This is a genomic window from Cellulomonas algicola (genome assembly GCF_003851725.1).
GTDB lineage: Bacteria > Actinomycetota > Actinomycetes > Actinomycetales > Cellulomonadaceae > Cellulomonas > Cellulomonas algicola.
This window is the reverse complement of sequence record NZ_BHYL01000172.1, coordinates 1-18388: the sequence shown is the minus strand read 5'-3', so window position 1 is coordinate 18388 and position 18388 is coordinate 1. Positions and strand designations below refer to the sequence as shown.

18 protein-coding genes are annotated in these 18388 nt (G+C 74.8%); 7 read left to right on the top strand and 11 right to left on the bottom strand.

Translation table 11 applies throughout. From position 1 onward, the window contains the following. The first annotated feature begins 409 nt into the window (after positions 1-409). Both CTKZ_RS11925 and CTKZ_RS11920 read left to right on the top strand, forming a co-directional pair. The gene (locus CTKZ_RS11925; RefSeq protein ID WP_124343149.1) at positions 410-790 is read left to right on the top strand and encodes a DUF4870 domain-containing protein; all 381 of its coding nucleotides are present in this window, start codon (positions 410-412) and stop codon (positions 788-790) included. Continuing rightward, positions 787-1305 (top strand): DUF4870 domain-containing protein, encoded by a 519-nt coding sequence (locus tag CTKZ_RS11920; RefSeq protein WP_124343148.1) that lies wholly within the window; start codon positions 787-789, stop codon positions 1303-1305. The genes CTKZ_RS11925 and CTKZ_RS11920 overlap by 4 nt, the downstream gene beginning before the upstream one ends. A gap of 104 nt (positions 1306-1409) precedes the next feature. Here CTKZ_RS11920 and hemW read toward each other — a convergent pair whose 3' ends face one another. The 3 genes from hemW to lepA are packed head-to-tail and all read right to left on the bottom strand — an operon-like array spanning position 1410 to position 5358. Then, positions 1410-2666, bottom strand: a complete 1257-nt coding sequence (gene hemW / locus CTKZ_RS11915) for a radical SAM family heme chaperone HemW (protein ID WP_124343147.1) — start codon at positions 2664-2666, stop codon at positions 1410-1412. Next, a complete protein-coding gene (locus CTKZ_RS11910) occupies positions 2666-3472 on the bottom strand; it encodes an isocitrate lyase/PEP mutase family protein (protein WP_124343146.1) in 807 nt (268 codons plus the stop codon). Before CTKZ_RS11910 ends, hemW begins: the two co-directional genes overlap by 1 nt. Continuing rightward, positions 3469-5358 (bottom strand): translation elongation factor 4, encoded by a 1890-nt coding sequence (gene lepA, locus CTKZ_RS11905; RefSeq protein WP_269467823.1) that lies wholly within the window; start codon positions 5356-5358, stop codon positions 3469-3471. The genes CTKZ_RS11910 and lepA overlap by 4 nt, the downstream gene beginning before the upstream one ends. A gap of 110 nt (positions 5359-5468) precedes the next feature. On the opposite strand from lepA, the gene CTKZ_RS11900 reads away from it, so the two are divergent. Next, entirely contained in the window at positions 5469-6173 is a 705-nt protein-coding gene (locus tag CTKZ_RS11900; RefSeq protein WP_124343145.1) for a maleylpyruvate isomerase family mycothiol-dependent enzyme, read from the top strand. 117 nt (positions 6174-6290) lie between these two features. Here CTKZ_RS11900 and CTKZ_RS11895 read toward each other — a convergent pair whose 3' ends face one another. From CTKZ_RS11895 to CTKZ_RS11885, 3 genes are read right to left on the bottom strand one after another with little or no spacing between them, the layout of a single operon-like run. Further along, positions 6291-7130, bottom strand: coding sequence for a transglutaminase family protein (locus CTKZ_RS11895; protein WP_124343144.1), 840 nt, complete (start codon positions 7128-7130; stop codon positions 6291-6293). Further along, entirely contained in the window at positions 7130-8059 is a 930-nt protein-coding gene (locus tag CTKZ_RS11890; protein WP_124343143.1) for an alpha-E domain-containing protein, read from the bottom strand. The genes CTKZ_RS11895 and CTKZ_RS11890 overlap by 1 nt, the downstream gene beginning before the upstream one ends. Next, on the bottom strand, positions 8053-9639 hold the full coding sequence (locus CTKZ_RS11885; protein WP_124343142.1) for a circularly permuted type 2 ATP-grasp protein: 1587 nt from the start codon (positions 9637-9639) through the stop codon (positions 8053-8055). Before CTKZ_RS11885 ends, CTKZ_RS11890 begins: the two co-directional genes overlap by 7 nt. Before the next feature lie 99 nt (positions 9640-9738). On the opposite strand from CTKZ_RS11885, the gene CTKZ_RS11880 reads away from it, so the two are divergent. Both CTKZ_RS11880 and rpsT read left to right on the top strand, forming a co-directional pair. Then, positions 9739-10281, top strand: a complete 543-nt coding sequence (locus CTKZ_RS11880) for a type II toxin-antitoxin system PemK/MazF family toxin (protein ID WP_235843459.1) — start codon at positions 9739-9741, stop codon at positions 10279-10281. Between the two features lie 176 nt (positions 10282-10457). Beyond that, a complete protein-coding gene (gene rpsT / locus CTKZ_RS11875; protein ID WP_124343141.1) occupies positions 10458-10718 on the top strand; it encodes a 30S ribosomal protein S20 in 261 nt (86 codons plus the stop codon). Positions 10719-10986: 268 nt separating this feature from the next. On the opposite strand, the gene CTKZ_RS11870 is transcribed toward rpsT, so the two are convergent. Both CTKZ_RS11870 and CTKZ_RS21590 read right to left on the bottom strand, forming a co-directional pair. Next, on the bottom strand, positions 10987-12309 hold the full coding sequence (locus CTKZ_RS11870; protein WP_124343140.1) for a helix-turn-helix domain-containing protein: 1323 nt from the start codon (positions 12307-12309) through the stop codon (positions 10987-10989). Positions 12310-12444: 135 nt separating this feature from the next. Next, positions 12445-12588 carry a hypothetical protein gene (locus tag CTKZ_RS21590; protein WP_160142892.1) on the bottom strand — a complete coding sequence of 48 codons (144 nt, stop codon included), beginning with the start codon at positions 12586-12588 and terminating at the stop codon, positions 12445-12447. A 208-nt stretch (positions 12589-12796) separates the two neighbouring features. On the opposite strand from CTKZ_RS21590, the gene CTKZ_RS11865 reads away from it, so the two are divergent. Both CTKZ_RS11865 and CTKZ_RS11860 read left to right on the top strand, forming a co-directional pair. After that, positions 12797-13525, top strand: coding sequence for an EAL domain-containing protein (locus CTKZ_RS11865; RefSeq protein ID WP_124343139.1), 729 nt, complete (start codon positions 12797-12799; stop codon positions 13523-13525). Positions 13526-13644: 119 nt separating this feature from the next. Then, positions 13645-14262, top strand: coding sequence for an EAL domain-containing protein (locus CTKZ_RS11860; RefSeq protein ID WP_124343151.1), 618 nt, complete (start codon positions 13645-13647; stop codon positions 14260-14262). Between the two features lie 299 nt (positions 14263-14561). Here the strand turns inward: CTKZ_RS11860 and holA are convergent, their stop codons facing one another. The 3 genes from holA to CTKZ_RS11845 all read right to left on the bottom strand — a co-directional run. After that, a complete protein-coding gene (gene holA / locus CTKZ_RS11855; protein ID WP_124343138.1) occupies positions 14562-15581 on the bottom strand; it encodes a DNA polymerase III subunit delta in 1020 nt (339 codons plus the stop codon). Between the two features lie 29 nt (positions 15582-15610). Next, complete coding sequence (locus tag CTKZ_RS11850) at positions 15611-17197, bottom strand: ComEC/Rec2 family competence protein (protein ID WP_124343137.1); 1587 nt, start codon at positions 17195-17197, stop codon at positions 15611-15613. A gap of 230 nt (positions 17198-17427) precedes the next feature. Next, on the bottom strand, positions 17428-18388 hold a 961-nt coding region (locus CTKZ_RS11845; RefSeq protein ID WP_307720301.1), incomplete at its 5' end, for a ComEA family DNA-binding protein.

Below are 18388 nucleotides of genomic sequence, written 5' to 3'. Positions count from 1 at the left end.
GCCGCCGGGGGCGGGCGGCGGCGGGTAGGCACCGGGCGCCGGGGCGGGCGGCGGCGGGTACGTGCCGCCGGCGGGCGGCGGCGCGTCGGGCTGCGCGGGCGTGGGTTTGTCGAGCGGCACGTCGGGCCGCTGGTCGTCGTCGCGGCGCTCTCCGCCGGGGTTCTCGCTCATGCGTCGCCTCCTGTCGCGGGCCGAGTCGCCCAGTCGGATCGAATCGGCGCGGCGCACGGCGTGTCAAGGAACCACGCGTACCGGACATCTCACCTCCGGGTGAACCCTGGGCGCGCGTCCCCCCGGGTCGGTAGGCTCGCGCTGCCTTCCCCGCCCCTGACGTGGGGAGGCACGCGGCCACCAGGCCCGCCCCGTCCCGGCCGGCCCCGCGCCGGTCGGCCCCTGCACGAGGAGCGCGATGTCGTACCAGCAGCAGCCCGCCCACCACCCGTCCGGCGCGGACCAGACCCGCACGTGGGCGACCCTCGCGCACCTGGGCGGGATCCTCGCCTACTTCTTCATCGGGTGGGTCCCGGCGCTCGTCATCTGGCTCGTGCACCGCGAGCGCGGCGGCCAGGCGGCCGAGCAGGCCCGCGTCGCCCTCAACTTCCAGCTCACGCTGCTGGTGGGTCTCGTCGTCGCCAAGATCGTCGAGAACCTGCCCGCCATCGGAGTGATCGGCTGGATCGCGATCATCGGCATCGGCATCATCAGCCTCGTCCTGTCGATCCTCGCAGCCGTAGCCGTCAACAAGGGCGGCTCGTACCGTTACCCCTTCTCGCTGGAGCTCGTGCGATGACCACCCCGCAGCCCGACCCGTGGGCCAAGCAGCCCGACCCGAACGCCACCCCCGGCCAGCCCGCGGGTGACCCCGCCGGCCAGCCGTACGGTGCGCAGCAGCCCTACGGCGCGCAGTACGGCGCCCAGCAGCCCTACACCGGCGCCCCGCAGGGCTCCCCGGCCGGCTACGCGCAGCCCGCGGCGCCCCTGCGGCCGGACGACGAGAAGACGTGGGCGATCGTCGGCCACCTCCTGCCGCTGGTCGGCGTGGGCTTCATCGCCCCGCTGGTCATCTGGCTCGTGTTCCGCGGCCGCGGCCCGTTCCTCGAGCACCACGCGAAGGAGTCGCTGAACTTCCAGCTCACGCTCCTCATCGCGTACGTGGTCGGCGGCATCCTCAGCGTGATCGGCATCGGCGTGCTGCTCATCCTCGCGGTGTGGGTCGTGCAGCTCGTCTTCGGCATCCTGGCCGCCGTCGCCACGAGCCGCTGGGAGTGGTACCGCTACCCGATGACCATCCGCATGGTCAGCTGACCCGCAGCACCTCACGTCGAGGGCGTCACCCGTTCCGCGGGTGGCGCCCTCGTCGCGTCGGGCGCCTCGCGATGACGGGAGGCGCCGCGGCGACGCATCCCCGGTCAGGCCGCGAGCGTCCGCACGACGGCGTCGGCGAGCAGGCGCCCACGACGCGTCAGGACGATCCTCCCGCCGGGCGTCGACGACCCCGCGGCCGCTCGGGCGAGCGCGGCGCGACCGTCGACGAGCCCGTCGGCGACGAGACCGGCGACCTCGCGGCGGGCGTCGGCCGGGAGGTCGGCGATCGGCAGTCCCTCGGCCATGCGGACACCCAGCATGAGGCGCTCGAGCGCCGCGGACTCCCCGTCGACAGTCTCGCGCCCGGCGGCCGGGCTCACGCCACGGGCCAGGCGGTCGGCGTACGCCCGGGGTTGCTTGACGTTCCACCAGCGCACGCCGCCGACGTGGCTGTGCGCGCCCGGTCCGATCCCCCACCAGTCGTCGCCGCGCCAGTACGCGAGGTTGTGGCGGCACGCGTCGGCGGGCGTGCGGGCCCAGTTGCTGACCTCGTACCAGCCGAGCCCCGCCGCGGCGAGCAGGTCGTCCGCGAGCTCGTACTTCGCGGCCTGGTCGTCGGGGTCCGTCGGCGGGAGGTCGCCGCGGCGGACCTGGACGGCCATGCGCGTGCCCTCCTCGACGACGAGCGCGTACGCGGACACGTGGTCGACGCCGGTCGCGAGGGCCGTCTCGACGCTCGCGCGCCAGTCGTCGAGGGACTCGCCGGGCGTGCCGTAGATGAGGTCGAGCGAGACCGCGAGGCCGGCGTCGCGGGCCCAGCGGACGACGTCGGGGATGCGGCGCGGGTCGTGCGTGCGGTCGAGCGTCGCGAGGACGTGCGGCACCGCGGACTGCATGCCGAACGAGACACGCGTGAAGCCGGCCGCCGCGAGCGCGGCCAACGACTCCGGTGTCACGGAGTCGGGGTTGGCCTCGGTCGTCACCTCGACGTCCAACGCGAGGCCCCACGTGTCGCGGACACCGCCCAGCAGACGCGCGAGGTCGTCGACGGGGAGCACGGTGGGCGTCCCGCCGCCGACGAACACCGTCGAGACGGGCCGTGCGGGCAGGCCGGCTGCGGCGAGCACGCGCCCGGCGAGGTCGATCTCGGCGAGGGCCGTCGACGCGTACGACGACTGGCTGGCGCCTCCCCCGAGCTCGGTCGCGGTGTAGGTGTTGAAGTCGCAGTACCCGCAGCGCACGGTGCAGAACGGGACGTGCAGGTAGACGCCGAACGCGCGCCTCTCGGCCCCGGCGAGAACGGAGGCGGGCAGGGCGCCGTCGTCGGGGGCGGCGTCGCCGTCGGGCAGCGCGGGAGCCATCAGCGGAACGCCTCACGGTCGGCGGACGTGAGGCCGCGCCGACGGAACGTGGTGGTGCCGTCCGTACGCAGCTCGCGCGCGGCGGCGACGAGCGCGCCGTAGGCGGCGGACGCGAGCGCCCCGCCGACGGACACCCGGCGCGCACCCGCGGCGGCGATCTCGGCGACCGTCGGGCCGTCGGGCCACGCGAGGACGTTGACCGGCACGTCGACCGCGGTCACGACGGTGCGGATCTGCTCGACGGTCGTGAGCCCGGGCGCGTAGACGCAGTCGGCGCCCGCGGCGGCGTAGGCGCGCAGCCGCGTCACGGTGTCGTCGAGGTCGTCGACGCCGTACAGATGGTTCTCGCAGCGTGCCGTGACGACCATCGGGTCCCCGGCGCGGTGGGCGGCGTCCGCAGCAGCGGCCACGCGGGCGACGGCGATCTCGAGCGGCTCGACGGCGCCCGCGGCCGGGTCGTAGTCCTCGATCGAGCAGCCTGCGGCACCCGCGTCGTGCAGGAGCGCGACGGTCTCCGCCACGCCGGTCGGGTCGTCGGCGTAGCCACGCTCGGCGTCGACCTGCACGGGCACGTCGACGGCCGCGACGAGGGTCCGCACGTGCGCGAGCAGCTGGTCGCGCGTGACCTGCTGGTCCTCGGTACCGAGCGACCACGCGAGGCCCGAGCTCGTCGTCGCGAGCGCCTCGAAGCCCTCGTGCACGAGCAGCCGCGCCGACCCGACGTCCCACGGGTTCGGCAGCAGGAACGTCGCCGGGCCGGCGTGCAGCTCGGCGAACCGGCGGCGACGACGGGCGGCGTCGGTCACTTCTTCTTCGCGTCCTTCGCGTCCTTGCCGCCGCTCGAGCCTGCCGCGTCGGACGACAGCGCGGCGATGAATGCCTCCTGCGGCACGTCGACCCGGCCGATGGTCTTCATGCGCTTCTTGCCCTCCTTCTGCTTCTCGAGCAGCTTGCGCTTGCGGGTGATGTCGCCGCCGTAGCACTTCGCGAGGACGTCCTTGCGGATCGCGCGGATCGTCTCGCGCGCGATGATCCGCGAGCCGATGGCGGCCTGGATCGGCACCTCGAACTGCTGGCGCGGGATGAGGTCCTTGAGCTTGGTCGCCATCATGACGCCGTACGCGTAGGCCTTGTCCTTGTGCACGATCGCGCTGAACGCGTCGACGGTCTCACCCTGCAGCAGGATGTCGACCTTGACGAGGTCGGCCGTCTGCTCGCCGATGGGCTCGTAGTCGAGGCTCGCGTAGCCGCGCGTGCGGGACTTCAGCTGGTCGAAGAAGTCGAACACGATCTCGGCCATGGGGAGGATGTAGCGCATCTCGACGCGGTCCTCGGACAGGTAGTCCATCCCCTGGAGGTCGCCGCGCTTGCCCTGGCAGAGCTCCATGATCGCGCCGATGAACTCGCTGGGCGCGAGGATCGTCGCCTTGACGATCGGCTCGTGCACCGCGCCGATCTTGCCGCCCGGGAACTCGCTCGGGTTCGTCACGCGGACCGTCGTGCGGTCCTCCAGGTCGACGTCGTAGACGACGTTCGGCGCGGTCGAGATGAGGTCGAGGTCGAACTCGCGCTCGAGGCGCTCCCGCACGATCTCGAGGTGCAGCAGGCCGAGGAAGCCGACGCGGAACCCGAAGCCCAGCGCGACCGACGTCTCGGGCTCGTAGTTGAGCGCGGCGTCGTTGAGCTTGAGCTTGTCGAGCGCGTCGCGCAGGGCCGGATAGTCGGACCCGTCGATCGGGTACAGCCCCGAGAAGACCATGGGCTTGGGGTCGGAGTAGCCGCCGAGCGCCTCACCCGCGGGCTTGCTCGCGTTCGTGACGGTGTCGCCGACCTTGGACTGGCGCACGTCCTTCACGCCCGTGATGAGGTAGCCGACCTCGCCGACGCCCAGACCCTGCGTCGGGACGGGCTCGGGCGAGATGACGCCGATCTCGAGCAGCTCGTGCGTCGCCTTGGTCGACATCATCGCGATGCGCTCGCGCGGGTTCAGGTTGCCGTCGACGACGCGCACGTACGTGACGACGCCGCGGTACGTGTCGTACACCGAGTCGAAGATCATCGCGCGCGCCGGCTTGTCGGCGTCGCCCACGGGCGCGGGCACGAGCTCGACGATGCGGTCCAGGAGCGCCTCGACACCCTCACCCGTCTTGCCGGACACCTTGAGGCAGTCCGCGGGGTCGCCGCCGATGAGGCCCGCGAGCTCCTCCGCGTACTTCTCCGGCTGCGCCGCCGGGAGGTCGATCTTGTTGAGCACCGGGATGATCTGCAGGTCGTTCTCGAGCGCCAGGTAGAGGTTGGCGAGCGTCTGCGCCTCGATGCCCTGGGCCGCGTCGACCAGCAGGACCGCGCCCTCGCACGCCGCGAGCGACCGCGACACCTCGTACGTGAAGTCGACGTGCCCGGGCGTGTCGATCATGTTGAGCGCGTACGCCTGGTCGCCCACGCCCCACGGCATGCGCACGGCCTGCGACTTGATCGTGATGCCGCGCTCGCGCTCGATGTCCATGCGGTCGAGGTACTGCGCCCGCATCGCGCGCGCGTCGACCACGCCCGTGAGCTGCAGCATGCGGTCGGCCAGCGTCGACTTGCCGTGGTCGATGTGCGCGATGATGCAGAAGTTGCGCAGCAGCTCGGGCGCGGTGGCCGCGGGGCGGATGCGCGACGTGGCGGCGGCGCTCGGGATCGGGGACAACGCGGACGGCTCCCGGTTTCGGTGCGGGGGGCGCAGCGTGGCGCCCGACGGACGGTCGGTGACGGCTCCGCACCTCACGGCGCGTGGGCGGTCGACGCCACCATGGTCCCATGACGACGGACGTGGCCGCCTCGCTCGACCACCTACGGCTCCTCGGCGCCCTGCAGGACGACTTCCTCACGACGATCCCGCAGGTCGACCCGACGACGCGCGTGCCGTGGTGCGGACGCTGGCGCGTGCGCGACCTCGTCGTCCACCTCGCGCGGATCCACCACTGGGCCGCCGGGCAGGCGAGTCGTCGCCGCGAGACACCGCTCGGCCGCGGGCCGTTCGACCTCGTCGACCTCTACGCCACGTGCGCGGCCGAGCTGCGGGCCACGCTCACGGCGCTCGGTCCCGACGCACCTGCGAGCACGCTCGTCGGGCCCGGGCCCGCGTCGTTCTGGCACCGCCGCCAGCTCCACGAGACGCTCGTGCACCTGTGGGACCTGCGCACCGCGGGCGGCCTGCCGCTCGACGTCGACGCCGGCGTCTGGGCCGACACGGTCGACGAGGTCGTGACCGTCATGCAGCCGCGGCAGGAGGCCCTGGGCCGCATGGAGCCGCTGCCCGCCCCCGTCGCGCTCGTCGCGACGGACGCCGGCCGCACGTGGCTGCTCGGCGGCGACGGCGAGCCCGCCGTGACGGTGACGGCAGGGGCGCAGGACCTCGCGCTGCTCGGGTGGGGCCGACGCTCCCCCGACGACGACGGGCTCCTGGTCGACGGCGACCGCGCCGCGCTCGACGACGCTCTCGGCCGCCGGCTCACGCCCTGACGCGCTGGGGCCCCGAGACGCGCCAAGCCCCGACGCCGGCCGCGGACCGGGCCGCGCACCGGCTCGGTCCGTGCCCGGGACGCGACGGCACTCCGCGACGACCGTCGGGCAACCTCGCTACGCCTCGCGCGTGATCCGCACCTCGACCGCGAGCTCCTGCGTGCCCGCCCCCGCGTAGATCCCGCGCAGCGGCGCGACGTCGTCGTACGAGCGCCCGCGGGCGAGCACCACGTGGTGCTCCCCCACCGGCACGCGGTTGGTCGGGTCGTACGCCGTCCACTCGCCCGTCCACCACTCGACCCACGCGTGCGACTCGCCGCTCACCGTCTCCCCGACGGGCGCGTCGAACCGGGGGTGCAGGTACCCCGACACGTACCGCGCGGGGATGCCGATGCCGCGCAGCGCCCCGACGGCGAGGTGCGCGATGTCCTGGCACACCCCCGCGCCCGCGGCCCACGCCTCCGTCGCCGGGGTGTGCACCGTCGTCGCGCCCGGGATGTAGTCGACGCGGTCGCGCAGTGCGCGGCACACCGCCTCGGCGGCCTGCGCCGGCTCGAGCCCGTCCGCGGCCTCGTGCGCCAGCGCGACGACCTCGTCGGGCGGCTCGGTCGTCGGCGTGTCCGCGAGGAACTCCGCGAGCCGGTCGCGCAGCTCGGAGCCGCGGAGCACGTCCCAGCCGACCGGCGCGCGTCCCGGCAGGCGCTCAGCGACGTCCACCAGGTGCTCCGCGGTGATGACGAGGGACTCGTGCGGCGCGAGCACCTCGAACGCCGTGACCGCGCTGCCCCAGTAGTCCCGGTACTCGTGCCACCAGGTGTGCGGCTTCACCTCGAGGCGCGTCTCGACGACCGTCTGCCCGACCTGCGACAGCGGCGTCATGCGCGCCTCGTTGTACGACGCCGCGACCGGCCCGGCGTACCGGAACGTCGACGTGTGGACCACCCTCAGCCTGGCCACTAGAGCGCCTCCCCGACCCAGGTCGTCGCCGCGCCGGACGGGAAGTAGCGGCCGCGGATCGCGTCCGACGCCGCCGAGCACGCCCGCTGCACGCGCTCCATCTCCTTCGGCAGCGCGTCGAGCACGTCGACCAGCGGCCGGTACTCGAGGTTCGTCCGGACGTACCCGATGTGGCGCCGCGCCTCGTCGACCGTCGCCCGGTCGGTCACGGGCTCGAGCGCCGCGAGGCACTCCTCCGCCTGGTTGAGCGCGAAGACGATGGACCGCGGGAACAACCGGTCGAGCAGCAGGAACCCGGCCGCGCGCTCGTCGGACGCCGTGCCGCGGTAGGTCCGCAGGAACGCCTCGTGCGCGCCGCACGACCGCAGCAGCGTCGTCCAGCTCGGGCCGGCGGACCCCGCGAGCGCGCGCGTCGTGAGCAGCCGGGCCGTCATGTCGGCGCGCTCGATCGACCTCCCGAGCACCATGAACGCCCACGTCTCGTCGCGGGACGTCGCGGAGTCCATGATCCCGGCGACGACCGCCGCCCTCTCGCGGACCCAGGTGAAGTAGTCGTGCGGCCGCGCGGGCCGCATGTGCGACGGCAGCTGGTTCCACGTCGTGTTGAGGCACTCCCACAGCTCGGTCGAGATGATCTCGCGCGCACGTCGCGCGTTCTCGCGGGCGGCGACGAGCGATCCCGCGATCGCCGAGGGCGCGAACCGGTCGTAGGCCAGCACGTCGAGCACGTGCTCGCGGCCGACCTCGACGTGCGGCGGCGGCGCGGTGCGGTCCATGACGGACAGCAGGGACCGACACGCGAGGTCCTCCTCCGCCCACGGGTCCTCGAGCAGGATCTGCACGTGCACGTCGAGCAGGCGCGCGGTGTCGTCGGCGCGCTCGACGTACCGGCCGATCCAGAACAGCGACTCGGCGATGCGGCTCAGCACGAGGCACCTCCGTCGACGGTCCGCGACTGCTGCTGCTGCATGACCTGCACGCGCACGTCGCTCGGGTTGGCGTCGATCGGCACGGCCGCGTCGAGCGGCACCGGTTGCGGCAGGCCGGACGACGCCTGCGGCGCGCGACGGGGGACGGCCCCGCCCAGCACCCACGTGTCCTTCGACCCGCCGCCCTGCGACGAGTTCACGACGAGCTGCCCCTCGGGCAGCGCGACCCGCGTGAGGCCGCCGGGCAGCACCCAGACCGCGTCGCCGTCGTTCACCGCGAACGGGCGCAGGTCCGTGTGCCGGGGTCGCAGGCCGTCCTCGACGAGCGTCGGGATCGTCGACAGCTGCACGACGGGCTGCGCGATCCAGCCGCGCGGGTCCTCGACCAGCCGCGTCCGCAGCTCGGCCAGCTCCGCCCGGCTCGCGGCCGGCCCCACGACGAGCCCCTTGCCGCCCGAGCCCGCGACGGGCTTCACGACGAGCTCGTCGAGTCGGTCGAGCACCTCCTCGAGCGCGCCCGGGTCCTCGAGCCGCCACGTGTCGACGTTCGGCAGCACGGGCTCCTCGCCCAGGTAGTAGCGGATGAGGTCGGGCACGTAGGTGTAGACGAGCTTGTCGTCGGCGACGCCGTTGCCGACCGCGTTCGCGAGTGTGACCGTGCCGTTGCGCGCGCACGTCATGAGGCCCGGGCTGCCGAGCAGCGAGTCCGACCGGAACGACACCGGGTCGAGGAACTCGTCGTCGACCCGTCGGTAGATGACGTCGACGCGGCGACGCCCCTGCGTCGTCCGCATCCAGACGCGGCCGGCCGCGCAGAACAGGTCGCGCCCCTCGACGAGCTCGACCCCCATGGTCCGCGCGAGCAGCGCGTGCTCGAAGTACGCGGAGTTGAAGACGCCGGGCGTGAGGACGACGACCGTCGGGTCGTCGACACCGGCGGGCGCCGCGGCCGTGAGCGCCGCGAGCAGCCGCCGCGGGTAGTCGACGACCGGGCGGATCCGCAGCGCCGCGAACAGCTCCGGGAACGTCTGCGCCATCGCGCGCCGGTTCGACAGCACGTAGCTCACGCCGCTCGGCACCCGGACGTTGTCCTCGAGCACCCGCCAGTCGCCCTGCCCGTCGCGGACCAGGTCGATCCCCGAGACGTGCACGCGCACGCCGTTGGGCGGCTGGATCCCCCGCGCGGCCCGGTGGAAGTGCTCGGACGACACGACGACCGACCGCGGCACGACGCCGTCGGCGATGGCGCGCTGCGGACCGTACACGTCGGCGAGGAACGCCTCGAGCGCCCGCACGCGCTGCGCGACGCCCGGCGCGACGTGCTCCCACTCCTCGCCGGCGACGACCCGCGGGACGACGTCGAGCGGGAAGGGCCGCTCCTCGCCCGCGAAGTCGAACGTCACGCCCTGCGCCAGGTACGACCGCGCGAGCGTGTCCGCGCGTCCCCGCAGCTCACCGGCCGAGAGCTGGGCGAGCGCCGCGTGCAGGTGCCGGTACGCCGCGCGGGAGCCACCGGTCTCGGGGTCGATCATCTCGTCCCAGGCCGCCCCCGTCGGGTAGTCGTCGAAGAGGTCCGCCATGGGCGCGACAGTAGCCCTCCCGTGTCAACGTCGCGTTACGTGCGCCGGCGCCTCCCGGGGCCCCGGACGAACGGCCGACGAGCCGGTACCGTCGGGCCCGTGACGACCTCCCGCCGCCTCGGGTCCGCCCTCCGCCGGCTCGGTGCGCTGCTCCCGGGCCGGCACCGCCCGAGCGTCCCGTCCACGCCGGGCGGGATCGCGGGTGACGCCCGGCCGAAGCCGCGCGGGCGGTCCGGTCCTGCGCCTGCGGCCGCGGGGCCGCGCGTCGAGTACACGCCCCGGCTGGACGGCGAGCCCGACCCTGGCGAGGTCGTCTGGGCGTGGGTGCCGTACGAGGATGACCCCGCGCGCGGCAAGGACCGGCCGGTGCTCCTGATCGGACGCGACGGCACCGCGCTGCTCGGCCTCACCATGACGAGTAAGGACCACGACCGCGACGCGGCCGACGAGGCGCGCTGGGGACGGGTCTGGATGGACGTCGGCACCGGGGCGTGGGACGCGCAGCGCCGGCCCAGCGAGGTGCGGCTCGACCGCGTGATCCGTCTGGAGCGGTCGGCGGTGCGCCGTGAGGGTGCGGTCCTCGACCGGGCCGTCTTCGACGCGGTCACCCGCGCCGCCGCCGAGGCCCGTCGCTCGCGCTGACGTGGATCTGGGGGGTCCCGGGTGACCTGCTAAGATTGTGAGTTGCGTGTCCGCCCGGGTCGGCGGGCACAAGCCCAGCTCCTCTCCGCGGGTGTCCCCACGCCCCAGTCCCGGAGCTGTGCGCGCCCTCTACGACCTGTCAGATCGCTTCGGCGAACACACCAGAGAGTTCTCACGTGGCCAACATCAAGTCCCAGATCAAGCGCATCAAGACGAACGAGAAGGCCCGCCTGCGCAACAAGGCGGTCAAGTCCGAGCTCAAGACGCACGTGCGTCGCGTCCGCGAGGCCGTCGCCGGTGGCGACAAGGAGGCCGCGTCGACCGCGCTCGCCGCCGCCTCGCGCAAGCTCGACAAGGCCGTCTCGAAGGGCGTCATCCACGCCAACCAGGCCGCCAACAAGAAGTCGGCGCTCGCCAAGACCGTCGCCGCGCTCTGAGGCACTCGCGGGGGCACCTGCCCTCGCACCACGACAGGCGTCACCCTCGGGTGGCGCCTTCGTCGTCTCCGGACGCCCGACCGTCGAGGCCGGGAACGCGGCCGTCGGCCCGGGCGGTGGCGGTCGTCGTCGCCGGGAACCCGACCGCGGGCTGTGCCGCGCCTGCGCGTCGCCGCCGTCGCGATCCTCCGCCGCAGGCCGCCCGCGGGCATAAGTGAAGGCGTCACCCCCCCTGCGGGGTGACGCCTTCACCTGTCTCCGGCATCCGTCAGGTCAGCGACCAGGTCTCCCAGCTGCTGAGAGGGACGGAGGGCCGGAAGCCTGCCTCGCGCAGCGCGCGGTCGAACGCCTGGGCGGCCGCCGCGGCGTCGCCCTGACGCAGGAAGCGGTCGCCGAGGTCGCGCCACGCCGCCGCGGACTGCCGCGACGCCTGCATCATGCCGAGCATGTCCGCGGCCCACCGGTACGCCTTCGCGGCACCGTCGTTGTCGCCGCGCGCGTAGAGCACGTCGCCGTACGACAGCTGGGCGATGGCGGTCTCGATGCGCGGCGGGTCGCCCAGCCGGTCGAGCGCCGCCTTGACGAACGACTCCGCCGTCGCGAGGTCGCCGAGCAGCAGGTGCGCGCGGGACCGCTCGACGTCGAGGCGTGCGAGCTCGATCTCCGACCCCAGCACGGCCAGGTCGGGCGCGGCGCGCTCGATGTGCTCGAGCGCCTCGCGCGGCTGGGCCGGCTCCGAGCGCAGCAGGAGCCACGCGTAGTTGAGGCGCAGACGCGGCAGGTCGCGGTCCGGCTCGCCCTCCGAGAGCAGCGCGAGCGCGCGCTCGGTGTACCGCTGGGCCAGCTCGTAGTCGCGACGCTGCTCGGCGACGAGTGCGGCGTTCCAGTAGACGCTGCCACGGCCGCGCGGGCTGCCCTGCGACTCCGCGAGCGCGATGAGCTCCGCGGCGCGGTGCGTCGAGTAGAGCAGGTCACCCCGCTCGACGTAGGCCCACAGCACCGTGGACGCGAGGCGCAGCTGCTCGTCGGTGCCGAGGAGGTCGGCCTCCTCGAGGTCCACGAGCACGCGCTCGCCGACCTCGACGCTGCGGTGCAGGTCGCCGGCCTCGAGGTAGGACGCCACGAGCGCCGTCGCGAGCGTCGCCGCCTCGACGTGGTGGTGGCGGGCGCGGGCGTCGGCGACGAGCGGCTCGAGGATCGCGACGGACTCCTCCAGCTCGCCGACCGCCTCGTGCGCGCGGGCCATCTCGCTGAGCGCCATGACGCGCAGCGAGGGGGTGACGACGTCGAGGTCCAGCGCCTTGAGCCGGCGCAGCGCTCCGGCTGCGTCGCCCTGCGTGAGGTCGAGTCGTGCGTAGTCGATCTCGAGGCGGGTCCGCGCCTCGTTCGGTCCGTCCTCGCCGTGGCGCAGGTACTCGAGGGTCGTCCCGAGCCTGGAGGCCAGCACAGCGAGCGCGGAGTCGGTCGGTTCCCGGTGCCCGGCCTCGATCAGCGAGATGTAGCTGGGCGAGAAGGCCGACCCGGCGAGCGCCGTCTGCGAGAGCCCAGCGGCGAGCCGGGCCTCGCGTACCCGGTCAGCAATGGTCGTCATGGGAAGTCATTGTATGTGTGACGGTCGCCGATTGCATCACCCTCTGCCCGGCGAGTGCCCGGGTGTCGTCCCGCGACGTCAGGGAGGCGTCCCGCGGGGCGTCGACACCCGGGCGCTCGCCGGGTGGTCCAGAGGTCAGACGATCTGGCGGCAGCACCCGGTCGCGCCACCCGAGAACGGCGTGATGACGGTGTCGTCGGCGAGGGCCGGACCGGCGCCGAAACCGAGCGTGGCCAGCACCGCGACGATCGCGAGGGCGGACGAGAGGGGACGAGGCATGGTGAAGCTCCTGTCAAGCAATGCACGGACGTGGTCACCGTAATGATGACGGCCAGGACGGTGTGCTGTCTCCCGTTCCCCCCGATTCAGCACAGCGGGTGAAGTTCCGCGCGCGCACGCCGCGATCGTGCGCCTGCGCGCGACCTCCGCAGAAATCCACCCGCGGAGGAGCGGTTCACAGGCCGGGAGTTGTGGTGTCATAGATGCCATGACACCGGACGACGTCGACGGGCGTATCGCGCGGCTCGCCGCAGCCGTCGAGGCTGCGATCCCTGACTCGCTCCGCGACGAGTGGGAGCGCCGCGTCGGCCGCGAGCCCGTGCTGGTCGCCCGCCAGGGGATCTTCTCGACCCACGGCCGGCCCTTCGCCTACCAGCTGTCGTACCGCGCACCCGGTCAGCACACGCAGACCGCGCACTCCTGGAGCACCTACCAGCACGAGCGGGCGACGGCCCACGTGCTCGGCGCCACGTTCGGCCGCGCGGACCTCGAGCACGTCGCGCACGGACGCCTCCTGTTCGTCCGCTGCCCCCGCGCCTACCTCATCGGCGACCTCGCCGTCCCGCGCCGGCCCGACCGCCTGGTGATCGAGATCACCGACACCGTGAACGTCGACTCCGCCGTCCTCGCAGGCGTCCGTCGCCTGCGGGAGGAGGGGTTCCGCATCGCGGTCCCCGGGTTCGTCAGCAACGCCGACCAGCGGCGCCTGCTCCCCCACGCCGACTTCGTGAAGATCGACGTCCGCGACCTCGACGTCGAGGGCCACCCCGTCGTCGACCTCGCGCGCTCGTACGGTGCGCTGCTCGTCGCCGAGTACGTCGAGAACGCCGACACGCTGCGGTACGCGCGCGACCTCGGCTTCTCGCTGTTCCAGGGCAACCTGCTCGAGCGGGCCGGCGTCCTCGACCGCGCCGGCGCCCGTCCCGTCAGCCACTGACGGGAGCGTTCCCGGGCCCGGAGGGCCTGCCTCGGTGACAGCCGCACGTGAGACCTGTCACAGCACCGGGAGAAACCGCGTCATGATCGGGCGGCGCGGACCTCTCATGAGACGTGAGCATGCCCGCGCCGTCGCCGAGCGCACCGCCGCACCTGCCGGTCGCCCGGCAGCCGATCTGGACGACGTCCGGACGACTGCACGGTCACGAGTACCTCTACCGGTCGCCTACGGGCCTGCCCGCCGGGGTCGACAGGTGGAGCGCACACCTCCAGGACGGTGCGACCACGGCGGTGCTCACAGCCCTCTTCCACGACGGTCCCCCACCCGGCGACGCCCTGGCGTTCGTCAACGTCACCCGGTCCTTCCTCGTCCGTGACCTGCCGTTGCCGCCCTCCGCCGGGCGGCTCGTCATCGAGGTCGTCGAGAGCGTCGAGGCGGGGCCCGACGTGCTCGACGGGCTGCTCCGCCTCCGCGCCGCCGGCTACCGGATCGCACTCGACGACTTCGTCGCGTCACGCGACCAGCTCGCGATGCTCCGGTACGCCGACTACGTCAAGATCGACTGCCGGGACCTCGAGACCGGTGGCGACGAGCTCGTCCGCGTCGCGCGCGCCTTCGGGGCGCGGCTCGTCGCGGAACGCGTCTCCAGCAGCGCACGGCGCGCCCGGTGCACCGAGCTCGGGTTCGGCCTGCTCCAGGGCGACGCGCTCGGACGGGCGGTCACGCTGACGCTGTGACCTCCGCCGCCGGCCGCATCGCTCTCGGTCGGCAGCACGCATGCTCGGCGCGGGTCATCGCGACCGTCCGACGTCACGCAGCCTGCCGCCGGACCGGGCGGGACCGCTGCCGGTGCGGCATCCGGGTGACGGGCACGACGGCAACCGGGTGACGACTGCGCCGACGTGCGGCGTCGGGACGACGCGTCGCGCACCGCCGTACGACGACGCGTCACGCCGCATCGGGCGACGCGGCGGACGGTGCTGCGCGGCGCGGCAGGAGGTGCTGCGCGGCGTGGCCCCGTCCGGACGGGGGTGCTTCAGGCGGTGCCGGACGACGCCGCGACGCGGAGGACGGCGCGCTCGACGGCGAACCGCGGGTCGCGACCCTCGCCCTTCACCTCGGCGTCCGCCTGCGCGACCGACGAGATCGCCGCCGCGAGACCCTCCGGCGTCCACCGACGCAGGTCGTTGAGCGCGCGGTCGGTCTGCCAGGGAGCGAGACCCAGCTCGCGCACCGCGCCAGCACCCCGGCCGCGGACCGCCGCGACCTTCGCGAGCACCCGGAGCTTCGCGGCGAGCGCGGCGACGATCGGCACCGGGTCCACGCCGGTCGCGAGCGCGTGCCGCAGCAGCGCGACCGCCTGCCCGGCGTCGCCCGCGACGGCCGCGTCGGCGACCCGGAAGCCCGTCGCCTCGATCCGCCCGCCGTAGTAGCGCTCGACGACCTCCGCACCGATCAGCCCGGTCGTGTCCGCGACCAGCTGGGAGCACGCCGCGGCGAGCTCTCGCAGGTCGCTCCCGACGGCGTCGACCAGCGCGCGCACCGCCTGACCGTCCGCACGACGCCCGGCGCGCCGCAGCTCCGCACTGACGAACGCCGTCTTGTCCCCGTCGGTCTTCACCGCGTCGCACGCGACCGTCGGGACGCGCTGCGCCTTCAGCGCGTCGAGCAGCTTCTTGCCGCGCTGCCCGCCCGCGTGCCGCAGGACGACGACCACGTCCGCGGCAGGCGCCGCGAGGTAGGCGGTCACGTCGGCGATCAGGTCGTCCGACGCGCGCTCCAGACCCGCCACCACGACCAGGCGGTCCTCGGCGAACAGCGACGGGCTCGTGACGACCGTGAGCGTGCCGGTCGTGTAGTCGGCGGCGTCCAGGCGCGTCACCTCGAGTCCCGGGTCGCTCGCCCGCCCGAGCTCGACGAGCCGGTCGACGGCGCGGTCGGCCAGCAGGTCCTCCGGGCCGCTCACCAGGACGATCGGCCCGGGCTCGACGTCCTGCCAGGTCGGGCCTGCCGGTGCGGCGGAACGGGCGGAGCTGCGGCGGCTGGCGGGAGGCACGCGCACAGCCTGCCAGACGGTGCCGACGCTCACGGCGGCTCGCGCGACGGCCACGAGAGGCGGACGGTCGCGGCGCCCGCGACGGCCAGCAGGATCACGCCCGGGACGCCCGGGAGCCACGTGACCGCCGCGCCCGGCGTCCCGGCGACCGCGCGTGCGACCGTCCCGACCCACCAGCAGGCCGCTCCCGCGAGGCCGGCGACGACGTCACCACCGGCCGGCCACCAGGTCCCGACGACCGCCGCCGCCAGCCCCAGCACCGTGGCCGGCGCGACCGCCGGGGCCGCCAGCATGTTGGCAGGGACCGCGAGCACCGAGACCGTCGGCGTGACCAGCAGCACGACCGGAGCGCAGGCGACCTGCGCCGCGACCGGGGCCGCGAGCGCGGTCGCGAGCGGCCGCGGCAGACGGGTGGACCAGCGCTCCGCGAGGGGTCCGCCGAGGAGCACGAGGCCACCTGTCGCCAGCACCGACAGGACGAACCCGAGCTCGGTCGCGAGCCAGGGGTCGACGACGAGCAGCACGACGACCGACGTCGAGAGCGCGGCCGGTGCGGCCGCCCGCCGGCCGAGCAGCATCCCGCCGCACCCCACGACCGCCATCACCGCGGCCCGCAGGACGCTGGGCGACGCTCCGACGAGCGTCACCAGTGCCCCTCCCACCAGGAGGACGGCTCCCGCCCGTACCGCCCGCGGCGCGCCGAGCGCACCGACCCCCGCGACGACGAGCGCGCCCACGAGCGCGAAGTGCGCACCTGACACCGCCGTCAGGTGCGTGAGGCCCGAGACGCGCAGCGCGTCGCGCAGGTCGTCGGGCACACGTGCCGTGTCCCCGACCGTGACGCCCGGGAGCAGCGCGCCGGCGTCGCCGGGCAACCGGTCGGCCTGTCGGTCCACCGTCTCCCGCAGCGCCCCGGCCACCACGTGCAGCGGCGGCGCGTGCGCCACGACCGTGGGCGCGTCGTCGGTGACGAGGATCGCCGCGGCGCGGTCCCCCCGCGGAAGGACGGACCACCGGCCGGCGACGACCACCCGCTCCCCCGGTCGCACGCCTGCCCAGCTGCCCGGACCGAGCACGACGACCGACCCGCCGCGCTCCGTCGCGGTGGCGCCCGACCCCATGTGCTCCACCCGGACGTCGACCCGGGCGCGCGGCGGCGCCCCGGGCCACGAGGACGCGAGCGGCCGGGCGAGACCGTCGACGGTGCCGGTGACGGTCGTCGTGCCCTTCGCACCCGCAGCGGCACCGTCCGCCGACGTCCCGAGCGAGTCGGGCGCGGTCGCGTCCGCGGACGGCATCCCGTCCGGACCCGACGCCGACACCCCCACCGCGAGCGCGTCGCGCGCGGCGACGTGGGCCGCCCCGGCGCCCAGCACCGCCGCGGCGACCACCAGCGCCAGCGCGACGGACGCGCCCCACGACGCCGGCCCTGGCCCGGCTCGTGCCGTACGACCGGTGTGCCGCCCGGACCGCACGCCGGCGGCGGCGAACACGGACAGTGCACCGGCGGCGCACGCGCACGCCACCATGCGTCCCGTCGTCGCGTCCTGCCGGACGACGACGCACGCCGCGAGCCACGCGACGAGCGCGGGCGCCACCAGCCGCAGGTCGACCACGCGGCGCGGCGCCGCACGTTCGCTCGTGGCGACACGCGAACCCCGAGGCGCCGTCAGCCCTGCCGGTGGACGCGGCGCTGCACGGTCACGCGTCGCGACGGCATCCGCACGCGATCTGCGAGGGACCGTCGTGACCGTGGGCGCACGGCGACGGCGGGGGAACCGCGCAGCGTGCGGGTCGCCTGGCGCCGGTGACGACAGACCCGCGTCGGGGCTCACCGCGTGCGCTCTCACACGCGCACCGAGGAGCGGAGGGTCTCGAGGAGCGCGGGGCCGATGCCGCGGACGTCGGCGAGCTCGTCGACCGTCGTGAACGGGTGCTCCGCACGGTGCTCCACGATGCGTTGCGCGAGGACGGGACCGATCCCCGGGAGCGCGTCGAGCGCGGTGACGTCGGCCGTGTTGAGGTCGACGAGCCCCGCCGGTGCGGAGCCCGCGGCCGACGCGCCTCCCCCGCCTGCTGACGTCGGGAGCGGTGCGGCGGGCTGCTCACCCACCCGCAGCACGACCACCTGCTCGCCGTCGACGACGACGCGTGCCAGGTTCACGGTCGACAGGTCCGCGTCCGCCGCGGCGCCGCCCGCCGCCGCGAGCGCATCGGCGACGCGAGCACCGTCGGGCAGCCCGACGACGCCCGGCGCCGTGACCGCGCCGACCACGTGCACCACGACCGACCCGGCCGACGGTGAGGCCGCGGGGTCAGTCGTGCGCGCGCGGTCTCGTGCGTCCCCGCTCCCCGCCGCCGCGTGAGACGTCGTCGTCACCGCCGGCGCCGGGATCTCGACCGCTGGTCCCGACGCACGGGTCGAGGCACGGACCGCGACCGTCCCCGCCCCGAGCACGACGACGACGGCCGCTGCCGCGGCGACGCGCCACGACACGAGCCATCGGACGTGGGGTGCGTCGCGCCGCCGGTGCGCGAGCGCGTCGTCCTCCTCCCCGAGAGCCGCCGCCGCGCTGCCGTCGAGCGGTGACCGGCCGTGGGACGCGAGGTAGCCGTCGCGGACGAGCCCGAGCGCTCCGCCGACGTCCCAGCCGCCCGGCGCGGGGGCTGCGCCGTCCGGAACCGGCGGCGACGTCGCGCCGCCCGTCGCCCAGCCTTCGCCGCCCGCGTCGAGCGCGCTCGGGCCCGCGTGCGACACGACCGTCACGCCGTGCGCCGCCCAGGCCGCACCGGCCGGGTCGAGCGGG